The following is a 16572-nucleotide window of genomic DNA, read 5'->3' as shown; positions in this document are numbered from 1 at the left end:
GGTCCGTCATCGGCGCAGCCTCGCCTCGTAGTCGACCTTGAGCAGCCCGGCGACCTGCGGGCCGCTGACCCCGAACAGCTCCTCGAAGCGCCGTACCGTCACCGGCTGGCCGGTGGCCGCGTCCGACACCCGGACGTTGATCGCGAACGCCCCCAGCAGCTCGGGCAGCCGGGGGACGACGAAGTCCACCACGGCGGTCCCCGGGCCGGGACTGACCCCGCCCGGCGGGGTCTCCATCATCCAGATCGGTATCTCGCCCTGCCCCATGATCTCCACGTGCAGGTAGACGTACTGCGGCGCGCTGTCGGTGAGGTCGAGCTCGACGCTGACCGTGAGCTGCTCACCCGGGTCGTACTGCACCTCGGTCGGCCCGCCCGGGTTGCGGCTGAACGCCACCGCCGTCGGCTTCACCGGCGCCAGGTCGAAGGGGATCGGACTGTCCGCGGGCAGGCTGCCCAGCCGCTGGCGCAGCAGCTTCGTCCCGACGACCGGCTGCCCGTCGAAGATCAGGCCGCCGGACTCCAGCACCAGGATCCGGTCGCACATGTTCTCGATCAGGTCGAGGGAGTGGGTGACGAACAGGATCGTCCGGCCCTCGTCGCGGAACTGGGCGATCTTGGCCAGGCACTTGCGCTGGAACGCCTCGTCGCCGACGGCGAGCACCTCGTCGACGAGCAGGACGTCCGGGTCGACGTGCACGGCCACGGCGAAGCCGAGGCGCACGTACTGGCCGGACGAGTAGTGCTTCACCTCGTCGTCGATCTTGTGGCGCAGCTCGGAGAAGTCGACGATCGAGTCGAAGAGCCGGTCGATCTCGCGCTTGGACAGGCCGAGCAGGGACGCGTTGAGGTAGACGTTGTCCCGGCCGGAGAGCTCGCCGTTGAACCCCGCGCCCAGCTCCAGCAGGGACGCGATCCGACCACTGACGGACACGCTGCCGTGGGTCGGGCGCAGGATGCCGGCGAGTACCTTGAGCAGCGTCGACTTGCCCGAGCCGTTCGCCCCGGCGAGTCCCACCGTCTGCCCGCGGCCGATCTCGACGTCGATGTCGCGCAGCGCCCAGAAATCCTCGCCGCTCGTCGTGTCCCGCCGGACGAAGCGTTCCTTCAGGCTGGTGGCGCGCTTGTGGTAGGCGACGAACTTCTTGCCGACGCCGGCGGCGCGGATGACCACCGGCGCGCCCGGCGCCGGTGGTGCCGACGGCACGACGGCGGCCGGCTGCGCGGGCTGCATCGGGGGCGGGGCGAGCGGTTGCGACGGCACTAGAGGTCCTCGGCGAAGTCGGCCTGCAGCCGCCGGAACACTCGCAGCCCCAGCCACAGCACGGCCAGCGAGATGAGCCCGGCGATCGCCAGGTGTTCGAGGTAGTAGCGGTACCCCAGATCGGCAAGGATCGGCGCCGAGCCGGTCGAGTTCCCCTCGGGCGGATCGTAGATCGCCCGCTGGAAGGTGGTCACGACGACCGCCATCGGATTGAGCATGTACACCCACGTCCACTCGTTCAGCCTGTTCTCGATCAGGCCGAACGCGTAGACCATCGGGTTGATCCAGAACCAGGCGAGCAGGGCGACGTCCAGCAGGTGCTGGGTGTCGCGGTAACGGACGTTGAGCGCGGACACCAGCACCGACAGCGCCACGGTGAACAGCAGAGCCACCGCGCCGGCCGGGATCAGCAGCAGTAGCTCCGGCCCGAGCAGGCTGTAGCCGAACCCCAGCATGACGACGAAGAGCACCGCGAGCTGGAGCGCGAAGTGCACCGCGGAGAAGCCGACCGCCGACAGCGGCAGCACCAGCAGCGGGAAGCGCACCTTTTTCACCAGGTTGGCATTGCCCACCACGGCGCCGCAGGCGGCCGAGACACTGCCTGAGAACGCGTTCCAGACCAGCAGTCCCGACATCAGATAGAAGCCGAAGTTGTCGATCCCACTTTTCAGAACGACCTGGAAGACGAAGGTGTAGACGGCCAGGAGGAGCAGCGGATTCGCCAGTGACCAGGCGAAACCGAGCGACGACCCCTTGTACTTGACCTTCAGGTCCTTGCGGATCAGGTTTCGCAGCAGCTCCCAGCGGACCCGGGTCTGCGCACGGCTGCGATGGTCGACGTGACGCGCACCGGACCCGCGCGGACGGTTCGCCGGAGCGCCGCGCGTCGGCTCCGGTTTCGGGAGCGTGGACAGATCAGCCACCCTCGACATGGCCTGCTTCTCCCCGCGTCGGGCGTGCATCTCGGACCCGCACCGTGCTCGGCCCCTCCTCCGCCCAGCGCAACCGTCACCGGTTGGCCTCGAGTGTCGTCAACTCGGGTTCGTGACGATGGCCGTAGACCGTACCGCGCACCCGCCCGAGAGGTGATGCCCCCAGTCCGGTGACTGCCACCTCCAGGGTGGTTCATAGTATCGACCCGTCTATCTGGCTCCGGCCGGCAGCCGCCACGACCCGAACACCGCGTCTCGTACCCGAGCCGCATGTTCCCGCCGGGCGCCTGGCCGGCCCAGAAGAGGTGACCGGGGACCCGGTCGCCTGGAGGGGGCGGGCAGTGTTCACCGACGTCCGACTTCGCGAGGTCTGGTCGCATCTGGAGTCGGGCGGTGCGCAGGCCCTGACTCTGGACGTATTCGACACTCTGCTCTGGCGCATGGTGCCCGAGCCGGTTCACGCGTTCATCACCCTGGGGCACCGGCTGGCCGACCTCGGCCAGCTGCCGTCCGGCGTCACGCCGGGCGAGTTCGCCCGGCTGCGGGTCTTCGCCGAGCACAAGGCCAGGCTGCACTCGCACGAGGTGCGCGGCACCCACGAGGTGCGCCTGGACGAGATCTGGCAGGTTCTCGTCCCCGCGCTGCCCGGGGCGGGCAGCATCGGCGACCTGATGGACGTCGAGCTCGCCGTCGAGCGGGACCTGTGCCGCGCCGACCTGGCCGTGGTGGAGCTCGCCGAGCTCGCCATGACCAAGCTCGGCCTGCCGGTCTACCTGCTCTCCGACACATACTTCTCGGCCGCCCAGCTCGAGCGGCTGCTCAGCCGCCCGGAGCTCGCCGGGGTGCCGTTCACCCAGATCTTCACCTCCTCCGACTCGGGGATCAGTAAGAGCGACGGGCTGTTCCGGCACATGCTGGCGGCCTCGAACCTGCAGCCCTCGCGGGTCGTCCACCTCGGCGACCACCCGGTCGCGGACGTGGAGAGCGCCCGCGAGCACGGGCTGGTCGCCATCCACTACCCGAAGTACTCGGGTTCGCTGAAGGCGACGATCGAGCTGGAGGGCCTGCTCACCGGCCCCGGGGACGACACCCCCCTCGACGCCGCCAACGGCGACTACGGCATGACCGCGCTGCGGGCCCGCTCGCTGCACCGGGCGGACGCCGCCGCCGTCCCGCCGGGGCTGCGGCGCTACTGGGAGTCCGGGGCGACGGTGTTCGGTCCGGTCTTCACCGGGTTCGCCGACTGGGCGGTGGAACGCACCGGAGACCACGGCGCCGACCACATCTACTGCCTGATGCGGGAGGGTGACTTCCTCTCCCGGCTGATCGCCGACCCGGGCGCCGACGCCGGGGTGACCACCTCGACGCTGTGGGCGTCCCGGCAGGTCTGCGCGCTGGCCAACGTGTTCGAGGGCAGCCCCGAGGAGCTGCGCGGGTTCCTCGTCCGCCGGCACGCGCCCAGCGTCGGCCAGCTGCTGCGCCAGCTCGGGGTGGCCATCGACAACGTCGCCGGCATCTCCTCGCTCACCGACCGCCGGCTCGACGTCCCCGGCCTGCTCGACGACACCCTTGAGGCGCTGTGCTCCGACGAGCGCATCCGCAGCGAGATCGTGCTGACCGCCGGCCGGCTGCGTGACCGCTACGTCCAGTACCTCGACACCCAGCTGCCAGACTCGGGCCGCATCGTGCTGGTCGACCTGGGCTGGGGCGGCACCATCCAGGCGCTGCTCGCCCGGCTGCTCGCCTCCACCGGGCGCGAGTTCGACGTCGTCGGCCTGTACATGGCGACGAACGCCGCCGCCGGCACGCACCGCCTCGCCGGCCTGCAGATCGAGGGTTACGCGGCCTCCGGCGGGCAGCCCGAGCTGATGGCCAACCAGCTCATGCGCAGCCCCGAGGTGCTCGAACAGCTCTGTATGCCCGACATCGGCTCGCTGGTCTCCTTCGACGACGACGGCCGGCCCGTCCTGAGCATCGACCGGACGTCGCGGACCCAGGTCGCCCAGCGGACCGCCGTCCAGGACGGCATCCTCGCCTTCCAGCGGGAATGGCTGCGCTACCGGCGCTCGGAGACGGCGATGCCGTCGCTGTCCGAGCCCGGGGCCCGGCACGCGTCGCTGCGGACGCTGACCCGGTTCGTCTCCCGTCCCACCGCGGCCGAGGCGTCGGCGTTCGGGGCCTGGGCGCACGACGACAACTTCGGCTCCGACTCCACCGAGGGCCTGCTCCCGCCCGAGCTGGTCCGCCGGATGCCCTACCTGACCCCCGCGGACGTCGAGAAGATCACGATGCGGGAGCTGTACTGGCCCGCGGGCGTGGCCGGGGTCGCGAACCGGTCGCTCGCGGTGATCAGCGGCCTGGCGGCCGCGGCCGGGGTGCCCGCCGAGGAGGTCTCCCCGGAGGCCGCGGCCGGCCCCGTCGAGGTGTACGTCGACACCGGCACCGACTTCGTCCACGGGCAGAAGGAGACCGCGGTCACCCGTTCCGGCCGGGACGGGATGTCGATCGTGCGCCTGCGCATCGACGGGGTCGGCGTCCGGCGGGTGCGCATCGACCCGGCCGGCCGTCGCGGCCTGCTCCGTCTCGACTGGCTGACGATCTCGTTCCACCTGCACAACGCCGTCGAGCCGTACAAGGTGACCGTCACGTCGCTGGACGACCTCGCCGGCCAGCAGATCGCGCTGGTCGGGGTCCGCCTGCTGCAGGCCAACCTGCTGGAGATCGTCGGCGACGATCCCCAGATCATCTACACGATCGATTTCACCTCCCAGCCCACGCTGGGCGGAACGTACGCGATCGAGGTCGAGATGGCTTTCGGCTGGTTGGGGATCCGGGCCGACCCGCTTCAGGTGCGCACGGCCGGTGTCGCCCGCACCGGCCTGCCTGTCCGCGCCGCCCGCAAGATCCGTCGCGAGCTGGGCGGCCTGCGATGACGTCCGAGCCCGGCGGCCCGGAGGACACCGACGGGACCGGCCGGGACCGTGCGGACAGCCGGGACCGTGCGGCTCTGGGGCGGGATGCCGGGAGGCAGCCGGCCCAGGGCCAGGACGACCCCGCCGGCCAGCCGGGCGGGGTCGACGCGGCCGGCCGCTGGTTCCGCCCGTCGACAGACCAGACGGTGGCCTGGCCGGGCCGCTCGTCCGAACGCGGTGCCTCCGGCCCGGGGCAGTCCACGCCGCGGAGCGCGGTGCCGCCCGCGAGTGCCGCGCCGCCGCCGACCGTGGTGCCGCCGCCGACCGTGGTGCCGCCGGCGGCGCTGCCGCGGACCCCGGCCGAGCAGCGTCCGTCCGTGCGGCCCTCGGCGACGCCGCCACCGACCGCGCTGCCCCCGTCCTCGCTCTTCACGCCGCGCTCGGTGCCGCCCCCCGAGGCGGCCCCGGCCTCGGCGCCCGGCGAGCGGCCGACCGGACCTGTGTCGTCGCGGCCGTCCGGACCATCGGGCACCGCTGGACCACCGGTAGCCGCCGGGCCGCCGGTCACCCCCGGGCCGCCGGCAACCGCCGCGGAACGACCTGGGCCGCCGGGGAGCCCGACCGCTCCCGTCTCGTCCGGCTACGTCGTCTCTCCGGGGAGCTCCGCGACGTTCGACGTGCTCGCGGGTGGGTCGGATCCACTGGCTGGAGGAAGGCGTGGCAGCGCCGGGACCGCGCCACGTCGTTCCGCCGCGAGCGGCGGCGGTGTGCCGGGGCCGGGTTCAGGTGGCGCCTCGCCGGCCGGCCCCGAACTCCGGGCACCGGGCGGCGGCACCCGCGGTGAGGCCGCGTCGAGTGACGTGACGCCGGAAGACGCAGCCCCGGAAGACGCAGCCCCGAGTGGCACCGCCCCAGGCGGCACCGCCCCGGGTGGCGAGGCGCCAGCCGGCAGCGAGTCGGGTGATGCCGGGGCAGGCGGGGCAGGCGGGCGCGCACCCGCCGCCGCGGGGACGGATGTCGAGGTGCGCGACAGCTTCGCCGAGCTCGCGGCTGTCACCTACGACGGCGGCGACCACGCCCCCGAGATCACCGAGATCACCGAGAAGACACTCGCCCCCCTGCTGCTGCACTCACTGTCGGACCTGCGCGAGATGTGGGTTCCGCTGCTGGAGGCATCCGGCGCGCGCAGCATCGCCGAGATCGGCTCGGAGAGCGGCGTGACGACGTCCCTGCTCGTCGACCTGCTGCGGCGGGGCGGCGGCGGGCGGCTGCTGGTCATCGACCCCGAACCGGGCGTCGCGCCGTCCTCCGGCGGTGGTCTCGACGTCGAGGTCATCCGTGGCTACAGCCCCGAGGCGCTCGACGGCCACGCCCCGACCGACGCCTATCTGATCGACGGAGACCACAACTACGCCACGGTCCGCGGCGAGCTCGGGATGATCGAGACCGCCGTGCGTGACTTCGGCCGCTCCTACTTCCCGCTGGTGATCCTGCACGACGTCGGATGGCCCGCCGGCCGCCGGGACCAGTACTACGTCCCCGACCGCATCCCGGAGTCGGTGCGCCAGCCCAACTCGTGGGACGTCGGCGTGGAGATCGACAGGACGGACGCCGTCCCCGGCCGGGGCTTCCGCGGCATGGGCGCGTTCTCCTGGGCCCTGGCCGAGGGCGGCCCCCGCAACGGTGTGCGCACCGCCGTCGAGGACTTCGTCGCCGAGCATCCCGACCTGCGCTTCTTCACCATCGCGCCGATCTTCGGCCTCGGTGTGATCCTCGACCGCCGTGCCCCCTGGGCCCGCCGCGCCGCCGACCTGCTCGCCCCCTGGGTCGCCAACACCCTGCTGGCCCGGATGGAGCGCAACCGCGTCGACCTGTACCTGCGTGTCCTCGCGCTGCAGGACGACGCGGTCGGTGCTGCCCGCGCCCGGCAGCGGGAATGGGCCCGGATCGACGCCGAGCGCAGCGAAGCCGCCGCCCGTGACCTGCAGCGGCTGAACCGGATCAGCGAGCTCGAGCAGGAGCTGGCCGCCGCGCGCAAGGTCCCCCGCCCGCCGTGGGCGCCAGCATCCCCGGACGAGCCGAAGCTGGTCACCGCGGCCCGGATCGCCAACGCCGCGCTGCGGTCCCGCCTCGGTGGCGGGTCCAGCGGCTCAGGAGGATCCGGCGCGCCGTCCGCCGCGAGCTCCCCCGCCAGCCGCGTCGGCGGTGCCGTCGTCGCCCGGCTCGGCTCCGGCCTGACCCGCCTCGCCGACCACGGATCCGGCAACAACCGCCCCGCGGCCGGGCGCACCGGCCCGGCCGGATCTGCCGGATCTGCCGACGCCGAGCACTAGGCTTCCGAACCGTGGCGGTTGGGTGATAGCCAGGACTCACTGAGCCGCCACGCATTGGTGGAGAGCGCTGCCTTGCCGGTGGCGGGCCGCCCGACAGCACCGGTCGGTCCGGCGCTAGCAGACCGGCTGGTAGGGGACGTCCATGATGTCGCGTTGCCACTCGGCCTCGGTGATCTGGCGGGACGGGTCCGCGCAGGCGCGCGCGACCAGCCCGGCGTCGTCGATCCGGGAGATCCGGGCCGTGTGGTCGTCGCTGACGGACACGATGGACGTTCCGTCCGGAGTGAATTCGACGGCCTGGACCCAGTCGCCGTGGCCGGAGACCCGGCCGGCCGGTGCGGGCTGGCCCGGCGCGGTCAGGTCCCACAGATGGACGCTGGTATCCCAGCCGGCGGTGGCCAGGGTCCGGCCGTCCGGGCTGTAGGCGACGTCGAAGACCCACTTCTCGTCCGCGCGGAACGAGGCGGTCGCGCCCGGCCTGGTCGGGTCGGTGATGTCCCAGATCTTGACCAGGCCGTCGTAGGCACCGGTGGCCAGACGCCGCCCGTCGGGGCTGAAGGCCACTGTCCAGACGAAGTCCGTGTGCGTGGTGATGGCGGCCAGCGGGCGGGGCTGGCGCGGGTTGGCGATGTCCCACAGGCGGGCCGTGTGGTCCGCGCTCGCGGTGGCGAGGAGCTTGCCGTCCGGGCTGAAGGCGACCTCGTTGACCCAGCTGGTGTGCCGGTCGAGCACGGCGAGCTCGTGGGGCTGGCGCGGGTCGGTGATGTCCCACAACCGGGCGGTGTTGTCGTAGCCCGAGGTGGCCAGCATCCTCCCGTCGGGGGAGAAGGCGGCGTCGAGAACGTACCCGTTGTGCGCCAGCATGGGCGAGAGCTGCTTCGGCCGGGTCCGGTCGCTGATGTCCCACAGGCGCGCGGAGCGGTCGTAGCCGACGGTCGCGAGCAGCTTCCCGTCGGGGCTGAACGCCGCGTCGAGCACCCAGGCGCCGTGCGCGTCGATGGTCGACAGCTGCCGGGGACGCGTCCGGTCGGAGACGTCCCACAACCGGGCCACGTTGTCGGCGCCCGAGGTGGCGATGGTCCGCCCGTCCGGGCTGATGCCCAGGCCGAGCACGGAGCCGGTGTGCCCGGTCAGTGCGGTCGCGGTGGCGGCCGAATAGGACGTCCGCAGGCTGGCGCGGGCCTGCGGCACCGGGCTGATCCGGAACGCCGCGAGGCTCAGCCGCGCCGCGCGGCCGGCGTCGGAGTCGCGCACCGCCTCGGCGGTCGAGGCCACCCGCCGCGCCACGTCGGCCTGCGTCTCCTCCTTGCCGGCGCCGGTGCTGAAGGCGAGCGGGATGAGCGCGGCGATCAGCAGCAGCGCGATCACCGGCGCGGCGAACAGCGCGAACCGGCGCCGCGAGGTCGCCGCGAGGAACCGGGTGGCCCGGGGGCCGTGCCCGCCGCCCGGCGCCGGCTGGCGGGGGCCGCCGGCCTGGTCGTGCTCGGGCGCCGGCTGCGCGGGGACATCGGCGAGCGAGCGTGTCTCGTACCCCGCCGTCCCGCCGCCGGCGGCCGCGCCGGTCTTTCCCGCGCCGCCCGCACCGGCGCCCGTGCCAGCACCCGTGCCGGCCACGCCGCCGCCGGCGCCCGTTCCGGCCGCACCAGCGCCGTGGCCGGCACCGGTCGACTGGCGCGGCAGCGCGGCGCCGCCAGCCTGGCCTGACGGCGCGGCGCCGGCGGGAGCGCCGTCCGACGGTGGTGCCCCGGAGTCGGCCCGAGGGTCCGTGCCCGGGGTGATGACGGGGGGCGAACCGGTCTTGATGACCCGCGTGACGTCGGGGTCGGGATGGGTCGCCGGCCCCATGCCGACCAGCCGGAGGAACAGCTCCTGCGCGGACGGCCGCTCGGCCGGGTCCTTGCGCATGGCGTGCTCGACGATCGGCCGCAGTGCGGGGTCGAGGCCGTCCAGCAGCGGTTCCCGGTGGACGACCCGGTAGAGCTGGACCGGCGTCGGCCCGTCCCCGAACGGATAGGAGCCGGTGCCGGCATAAGTGACGAGCCCGCCCCAGGCGAAGATGTCGGCCGCGGCGGTCACCGCCAGGCCGTTGGCCTGCTCGGGTGCCATGAACGCCGGCGTCCCGATGCGCTGGATCTCCTGGCTGAGCATGGTCTGGGCGTCGAGGGCGCGGGCGATACCGAAGTCGATCACCCGCGGGCCGAGGGTCGAAAGCAGCACGTTGGACGGTTTGAGGTCACGGTGCACCAGCCCGGCACCGTGGATGGCCGTCAGCGCGGCGGCGACGCTGACCGCGACGCGCTCCAGGTCGGCCGAGCGCAACGGGCCCTCGACGGCCACGGCCTGCGCCAGCGTGAGACCGTCGACGTACTCGGTGACCAGGTACGGCTGCCCGTCGGGCGGGTCGACGACGTCGAGCACCTCGGCCGTGCAGAAGCGGGCGACCCGGCGCGCGACGTCCGCCTCCCGCCGGAACCTGGCCCGGAACTCGGGGACGCGGGCCAGGTCGGCCCGGATCACCTTGACGGCCACGAGCCGGTCGTCCGGGCTGCGCCCGAGGTAGACCGTTCCCATGCCGCCCTCGCCGAGACGTCCGAGCAGCCGGTAAAGCCCAAGTTGTTCGGGGTCGTCCGAACCGAGTGGCAGCGCGATGTTCGACGCGGCGGTGGTCGAGGGCCCGGTGGGATCCGGAGGCGGCGCGGTCTCCCAGTCCCGCTTTCGGCGCACGGCTCCCCCCGAACCGAGATGGCTGACACCGCAGAGCCTACGCGTGCGCTCCACAGCCTGGATTCAGTGTGACGGCACCGGGCTCGTCATGCTCGGCGGGTCGCCTTTTGCCGTGGAACGCGTCGTCGAGGTACTCGCCGCCTGGGAACGCCCCGACTCAGGAGACCCGGTGTCAACAGGTGTGGTGTCCATAGGGTCGGAGTCCACAGGTGCCGAGTCCATCCGCGCGGATTCGGTTGGTCCGGCCTCGGAATGCGCCGATCCCGAGTTCACCGGTGCCGAACCGGTTGATCCCGACGGCGCCGGTTCCTGATCCGACGGATCGGGACGCGCCCAGACCGAGCTTTCCGGCTCCGAATCCACAGGTTCGAGAACCGCCGGCCCCGAATCGACGAGATCCAGGCCCAGGGGCGCGGAGCCGGCCGGGTCCGGGTCGGCCTCCGGCCCGGAGCGGAACGCGATCCACACGCAGCTCACCAGCACTGCCAGCGCGAACGCGGCGCCGATCCACATCGTGGTGACGGCGGCGGCCGGCGGCCAGGGGGACCAGGCCGTCATCGCGTCCCAGGCGTCGGCGAGATCGCCACCAGGGGGCTTCCAGAAGTACGGCAGAACGGTTTTGATCGACCACCACTGGGCCGCCGCGGCGGCCGCGAAGAAAAGGGCGGGAAAGAGCCGGGAGGCCCGCCGGCCGAATGCCAGAACACCCATTCCCACGCCGATCGCCAGCGAAGGTAGGCCCGCGTACAGATAGCGCCCCGAGATCCCGCTGACGTGGTGATGGTCGGCGAACGCCAGCGCCGACTGCAGGGTCATCAGCCCGAACAGGCCGATTGTCGGCCACAGCAGGAACAGTAGATTCACCCGCGTCCGGCTGTTGCGTCCCCGGATGATCGCCAGCGCGAAAAGAACGACCACGGCGACGCTCGCGGAGCGGACGAACTCCGTCGGCAGGTTCGACTCGAACCAGCCGAACGAGCCCCACCAGCGCAGGATCGTCCCGTTGACCAGTACCTCGGTGTAATCCCCCCAGTCATTCAGGTGGTCGCCGAGGGGGAATCCCGGGGTCTCGGGCTGGAAGGTCCGGTAGCGGACGACGTTGACGACCCACCACCAGCCGCCGAACCCGATCATGAGCGCGCCGCCGAGCAGGACCTGCCGCCACGGGGGCCGGGTCGAACCCGGTGGCACCGCCATGAGACCGGTCTCGGCGAGCAGGAACGGGTCGTCCGGGCCGCGCCGCGCCGCCGGCGCGGGCAGGGCGCGCGCGTCCCGCCGGGCGCGCCGCCAGGCGACGAGGTAGGCGAGCGCCACCATCGGCACGAGCACGATCGCCAGCGATTTCGAGAACAGGGCGAGCCCGATGAACACCCCGGCCCACGCGGCCGTGCGCAGGGACGTGTCCCCGCACAGGACGTAGACGATCGTCACCGTGGCCAGGCCCGCGGTCAGCGCGAGCAGGTTGTCGTTGTTGACGCTCGATCCGATGTGGGTGAGCTGCGGAATCGCCAGGGGCACCAGCGCGGCGCAGGTCGCCGCGACCCGGTTGCCGTCGCTGAGCCGGTGCGCCCCCGCCCACGCGAGCAGCGGGAGCGGCGTCACCATCAGCGCGCTCATCAGACGCAGGATCCCGATGGTGACGTCCCAGCGCAGGCCGTCGCCGTCGCCGCCGGGCAGCGCCCGGAGCACGGCGGCGCCCACCCAGTAGTACAGCGGTGGGTGCTGAACGAGCTGCTGGATCTCCCCGGGCGGCTGCGGCTCGCCGTCAGGCTGGCGGGTGTCTCCCATCTCGTCCCAGGTCGGCCGGTCGGCGCGCGGCGTGGCGTCGCCCTTGGCGATCGGGGCGTAGTCGAGGTCGTAGGGGAGCGCGTCGGTTCCGTAGGGTGACGCGGCGATAGTGCCGACCCCGTCGGGACGGACGAACGCGTGGCCGGGATGCGGCCATCCGGCGCCCTGGACCAGCCGCATCACCGCGTCGACGTGGTTCGGCTCGTCGGGCGCGTGGTACTGCGGCACCAGCACCGACCAGCTCGCGAGCAGCGCCGCGAACAGCCCGGTGATCAGCCAGATCGGCAGCGGCGCCGAGCGCAGCAGCATGATCGGCCGGAAGCGCGCTCCGACCGGGTAGCCGGCGGGGGAGGCGGCCAGCGACACGGACACCGGCTCAGCGCCAGTAGTCGATGTGCCCGACGATCTTCGCCGGTGAGCCGGCAGCGACCGCCTTGGGCGGGACGTCCTTCGTCACCACGGCACCGGCGGCGACGACGGCGCTCTCCCCGACGGTCACACCCTTCAGCACGATCGCCCCGGCACCGATCCAGGCCCGGTCCTCCAGCACGATCGGCCCGCTCATGGGCTGTTCCACGCCGTCCACGACCATCGGATGGAAGTCGTTGTCGAGCAGCTGGGTGTTCCACGACACGTTGCAGTAGGCGCCGATCCTCACCCGCTCCCGGACGAGGATCTTCGCGAAGCCGTTGATGTTGGCGAACGGGCCGAGCTCGAGCACCCCCGAGTCGACCACGACGCGGATCCCGCGCTGCAGCGAGACGACGCCCTCGCAGCGCACCCGGCCCTCCGGGTGCACGCGCAGGATCGAGACGTCGTGCTTGGTGGTGAGCCCGAACGGGGCGAGCCCGATCCGCAGCGCGGCGCCGTCGGCGAACTCGATCCGCTCATGACCCTCGATCACTGTCGGCGAACCGATCCAGATCGGCTGCTTGTGTGCGAGTGGATACCGAAGACCGGCCACGAACGAACGGGCCGAGGTCTCCCGCGCCGCCCGCAGAGTCCGCACATGGCGCACATACTCCCGTAGATCACCTCTGAACGTCCCCACGAGCGGTAACAGTAGGCGCAGTCGGGGGGCGACCGGAGTTCGGGCCCCGGCGCAGGCCGTGTCACCCTGGAGAGCGGACTGCCCGCGACCTGCCGGGGACGGAACGCGGGCGCGCAACGACGACCGGGAGTCACACCGACGTGAGTGTCAGCGCCATCCATCCAGCCGAACAGCCGACCAAGACGGCTGTGGAGACACCGCCCTACGTGACCGTGGTGCTCCCCTGTTACAACGAGCAGGATCACGTCGTCCTCGAGCTCGAGCGCATCACGGCGGCGATGGACGTCAGCGGGTACAGCTACGAGCTGCTGGTGATCGACGACAAGTCGACCGACGGCACGCTGGACGTCCTGCGCGACGTGGCGGCGAACTTCCCCCATATGCGGCTGATGCCCTTCCGGCGCAACGGCGGCTCGGGCACGGCGCGGCGCATCGGCACGCAGGAGGCCCGCGGGAAGATCGTCGTCTGGACCGACGCGGACATGACGTACCCGAACGAGCGCATTCCGGAGTTTGTTCGCTACCTGGACGAAAACCCTGACGTCGATCAGGTCGTCGGTGCACGGACGACCGAGGAGGGCACGCACAAGTGGGCCCGCGTGCCGGCCAAGTGGTTCATTCGCATGGTCGCGCAGCGGCTGTCCGGGACGAAGATTCCCGACCTGAACTCCGGCCTGCGCGCGTTCCGCCGGGACGTGTCGCTTCCGTACCTGCGCCTGCTCCCGCCGGGATTCTCCTGCGTCACCACCATCACCATGGCGTTCCTGTCCAACCAGCACCCCGTGGACTACCTGCCGATCCACTACGCGAAGCGCTCGGGGACGTCCAAGTTCCACCCCTTCAAGGACGCCCGTCGATACATCCTGCAGGTGCTGCGGATGGTCATGTACTTCGATCCGATCAAGGTCCTGATGCCGGTCGCCCTGTGGATCATGGCGCTCGGTTTCGTGAAGTTGATCGTCGACCTCGTCCGGTACGACCTGCGGGTGACCACCTCCACGCTGCTCGCGATCCTCGTCGGGTTCCAGATCGTGGTCCTCGCGCTGATCGGTGACCTGGTGGCCCGGTCACGCAGCGACACCTGAGCCTCGGCGTGCGTATCGCGATCATCGGGCCGACCCACCCGTACAAGGGCGGCATAGCCCAGCACACCACCGAGCTGGCGCACCGCCTCACCGCGCGCGGGCACGAGGTGCGGATCGAGTCGTGGTCCCGCCAGTACCCGGCGCGGCTCTACCCCGGACAACAACGGGTGGACACCCCGGAGGGGACGCCGTTCGCGGCGACGTCCTACCCGCTGTCCTGGCGCCGCCCCGACTCGTGGTTCCGGCTGGGCCGCCGGCTGCGTGCTCCGGCCTCGGGCGGCCCGGGTTCCGGCGCCACGGTGGACCTTGTAGTCCTCGTCGTCGTCACCCCGATCCAGGCTCCCGCCTACCTGGGCATCCTGGCCGGGCTGCGTGGGCGTTCGGGGGGCGGCCGGTCGTCCCGCGGCGTCCTCGCGCTGTGCCACAACGTGCTGCCGCACGAGCGCCGGCGGATCGACGAGCCACTGGTCTCCGCGGTGCTCCGCCGCTGCTCAGCCGTCCTGGTGCACACCGAGCCGCAGGCCAGGCTCGCCGCGGAGCTCACCGCCGCCCCCGTGCGCGTCGCCGAGATGGCACCCCACCTGTGGACCGCCGCCGGCGGGGACATGATCCTGTCCGGGTCCGGGTCCGGGTCCGGGTCCGGGTCCGGGTCCGGGTCGGCGCACGCGCCAGAGGCGGGATCGTCGCGGCCGTCGCCGTCGCGCGAGTTGCTCTTCTTCGGGCTGGTCCGGCCGTACAAGGGCCTCGACGTGCTGCTGCGCGCCCTCGCCGCCGGCCCCGAGGACGTCCGCCTGACCGTGGCCGGGGAGTTCTGGGGCGGCATCGAGAGCACTCGTACCCTGGTGGCCGAGCTGGGCCTCGGCGAGCGGGTCACGCTGCGCCCCGGCTACGTGCCGGCCGAGGACGTCCCCGCCTTGTTCGCCGCCGCGGACGCGCTGGTCCTGCCGTACCGGGCCGGCACCGCCTCGCAGAACGTCGACCTCGCGCACCTGCACGGTGTCCCCGTCGTCGCCACCCGCGTCGGCACCCTCACGACGTCCGTGCGTGACGGCGTCGACGGCCTGCTCGTGCCGCCCGACGACCCGGCGGCGCTGGCGGCGGCCCTGCGCCGGCTGTACGAGCCGGGAGTCCTCGCCGCCCTGCGCGCCAAGGTGACTCCGCCCGACGTCGACAGCGCCTGGGACAGCTACCTCGACGCAGTGCTGAAACCGTGCTGACGGCGAAGGCGCCGCTGTCGGCGGCTCAGGAGCGGGGCAACCCGAAGTGTGTCGCCTATGAGTGTGTTCAGTTGGGTGTTCAGCGGGTCGGGACCAGGTCCCGCCTGGTGGGAAAGGCAGACTGTGCGCCATGAGTTCCCTACGTGACGACGCCCTGGCCTACGCCGGTCACCAGGTGCATGTCATGCGCCGCCGCGAGGTCGGGACCCTGCTCTCCTGGGCGGGCGACCTGCACGGACGGACCATGCTCGACGTCGCCGGCGGTGACGGCTACTGGGCCGGCCAGGCGGTCCGCCGCGGCGCCCGCGCCGTCAGCCTGGACCTCGCCCGCCACAAGCTGGACTTCGGCAGCCGCCTGAAGCACCGTCCCAGCCTCGTCGAGGGCGACGCGCTGCGCCTGCCGTTCGCGCCCGCCACCTTCGACATCGTCATGTCGGTCTGCGCGATCGAGCACTTCGACGACGGCCCCGCCGCCCTCGCCGAGATGGCCCGCGTGCTGCGCCCCGGCGGCGACCTGGTGATGTCCGCGGACGCCCTGACCCGGGCCGACCGCTGGCCGGACCTGTTCGCCAGCCACCGCGAGCGCTACCACGTGCAGCACACCTATCCGGGTGAGCAGCTCACGAAGCTGCTCGCCGACGCCGGGCTCGAGGTGGTCCGCCAGACCTACATGTTCCGGTCCGAACGGGCGGAGCGCCTCTACCTCAACCTGTCCGCCAAGGGCGGGCGCATCGGCTGGAACGCGGCCGCGGTCTTCTCCCCGCTGGTCGCCCTCTCCGACCGCCGTGCACCCGACACCACGGGCAGCGTCGTGCTGACCCACGCCCGCAGGCGGCAGCCCTGAACACCCCGCCCCCGCGGCCGCGCACACCCCGGCCACGGACGTCGACAGCCCAGCTCCGGCCGGCCCAGGACCGGCCGGCCCAGGACCGGCCGGCCCAGCTCCGGTCGGCCCAGCCTCGGGTGGCCCAGGACCGGGTGGCCCAGCATCGGGTGGCCCGGCTCCGGATCGGAGCCGTCTCGTGAGCGCGCCTGCGCCTCCCGCGCAGAAACTGCTGGCCGCGTTCCTCACCGTCATGCTGTTCGCGCTGGTCATCTTCGGTCTCGGGGCCGCGTTCGACTCCTTCGGTCACCGCGGCTGGGGCTACGTCGTCGGCATCAGCTGCTGCATCATCATGGTCATCGCCGGCCTGGCCGCAGCCCGCCGCGACCGCTGACCCACCCCCACCTGTCTGAGGATCTGTGGCGGGTCAGTGAGTCCATGGAC

General features: G+C 72.5%; 11 protein-coding genes. 6 read left to right on the top strand and 5 right to left on the bottom strand.

All coding sequences use genetic code 11. The features are described from left to right. Positions 1-6: 6 nt before the first annotated feature. Together FMEAI12_RS31580 and FMEAI12_RS31575 are read right to left on the bottom strand one after the other, a co-directional pair. Positions 7-1263 carry an ABC transporter ATP-binding protein gene (locus FMEAI12_RS31580; protein ID WP_071066288.1) on the bottom strand — a complete coding sequence of 419 codons (1257 nt, stop codon included), beginning with the start codon at positions 1261-1263 and terminating at the stop codon, positions 7-9. Then, a complete protein-coding gene (locus tag FMEAI12_RS31575) occupies positions 1263-2195 on the bottom strand; it encodes an ABC transporter permease (RefSeq protein WP_071066309.1) in 933 nt (310 codons plus the stop codon). The genes FMEAI12_RS31580 and FMEAI12_RS31575 overlap by 1 nt, the downstream gene beginning before the upstream one ends. Positions 2196-2536: 341 nt before the next feature. Between FMEAI12_RS31575 and FMEAI12_RS31570 the strand changes: the two genes are divergently transcribed. Next, a complete protein-coding gene (locus tag FMEAI12_RS31570) occupies positions 2537-5128 on the top strand; it encodes an HAD-IA family hydrolase (protein WP_071066287.1) in 2592 nt (863 codons plus the stop codon). After that, the gene (locus FMEAI12_RS38865) at positions 5125-7440 is read left to right on the top strand and encodes a class I SAM-dependent methyltransferase (protein ID WP_235014893.1); all 2316 of its coding nucleotides are present in this window, start codon (positions 5125-5127) and stop codon (positions 7438-7440) included. The genes FMEAI12_RS31570 and FMEAI12_RS38865 overlap by 4 nt, the downstream gene beginning before the upstream one ends. A 114-nt stretch (positions 7441-7554) precedes the next feature. On the opposite strand, the gene FMEAI12_RS31560 is transcribed toward FMEAI12_RS38865, so the two are convergent. The 3 genes from FMEAI12_RS31560 to FMEAI12_RS31550 all read right to left on the bottom strand — a co-directional run bounded on the left by FMEAI12_RS31560 (position 7555) and on the right by FMEAI12_RS31550 (position 12961). Beyond that, a complete protein-coding gene (locus FMEAI12_RS31560) occupies positions 7555-10164 on the bottom strand; it encodes a WD40 repeat domain-containing serine/threonine protein kinase (RefSeq protein ID WP_112108874.1) in 2610 nt (869 codons plus the stop codon). A gap of 63 nt (positions 10165-10227) precedes the next feature. Next, on the bottom strand, positions 10228-12324 hold the full coding sequence (locus FMEAI12_RS31555) for a DUF2142 domain-containing protein (RefSeq protein ID WP_112108873.1): 2097 nt from the start codon (positions 12322-12324) through the stop codon (positions 10228-10230). Between the two features lie 4 nt (positions 12325-12328). Then, on the bottom strand, positions 12329-12961 hold the full coding sequence (locus tag FMEAI12_RS31550; RefSeq protein WP_112108872.1) for a DapH/DapD/GlmU-related protein: 633 nt from the start codon (positions 12959-12961) through the stop codon (positions 12329-12331). A gap of 182 nt (positions 12962-13143) precedes the next feature. Here FMEAI12_RS31550 and FMEAI12_RS31545 point away from each other — a divergent pair, with 182 nt between their 5' ends. The 4 genes from FMEAI12_RS31545 (at position 13144) to FMEAI12_RS31530 (ending at position 16522) form a co-directional block, all read left to right on the top strand. Further along, the gene (locus FMEAI12_RS31545; protein ID WP_020463328.1) at positions 13144-14088 is read left to right on the top strand and encodes a glycosyltransferase family 2 protein; all 945 of its coding nucleotides are present in this window, start codon (positions 13144-13146) and stop codon (positions 14086-14088) included. An 8-nt stretch (positions 14089-14096) separates the two neighbouring features. Continuing rightward, positions 14097-15305, top strand: a complete 1209-nt coding sequence (locus FMEAI12_RS31540; RefSeq protein ID WP_112108871.1) for a glycosyltransferase family 4 protein — start codon at positions 14097-14099, stop codon at positions 15303-15305. Between the two features lie 130 nt (positions 15306-15435). Continuing rightward, on the top strand, positions 15436-16149 hold the full coding sequence (locus tag FMEAI12_RS31535; RefSeq protein ID WP_071067006.1) for a class I SAM-dependent methyltransferase: 714 nt from the start codon (positions 15436-15438) through the stop codon (positions 16147-16149). Positions 16150-16327: 178 nt separating this feature from the next. Then, positions 16328-16522 (top strand): hypothetical protein, encoded by a 195-nt coding sequence (locus tag FMEAI12_RS31530; RefSeq protein ID WP_071067007.1) that lies wholly within the window; start codon positions 16328-16330, stop codon positions 16520-16522. The last annotated feature ends 50 nt before the right edge of the window (positions 16523-16572 follow it).

Origin of the sequence: Parafrankia sp. Ea1.12 (genome assembly GCF_900465275.1) — a bacterium.
Classification (GTDB): domain Bacteria; phylum Actinomycetota; class Actinomycetes; order Frankiales; family Frankiaceae; genus Parafrankia; species Parafrankia soli.
The sequence above is the reverse complement of the archived record's forward strand: the minus strand, read 5'-3'. Positions and strand labels throughout refer to the sequence as shown.

Bases quoted from the DNA above. Each gene is read 5' to 3' on its own strand.
- FMEAI12_RS31575 (WP_071066309.1), bottom strand. From the start codon at position 2,195: ATGTCGAGGGTGGCTGATCTGTCCACGCTCCCGAAACCGGAGCCGACG.
- FMEAI12_RS38865 (WP_235014893.1), top strand. From the start codon at position 5,125: ATGACGTCCGAGCCCGGCGGCCCGGAGGACACCGACGGGACCGGCCGG.
- FMEAI12_RS31535 (WP_071067006.1), top strand. From the start codon at position 15,436: ATGAGTTCCCTACGTGACGACGCCCTGGCCTACGCCGGTCACCAGGTG.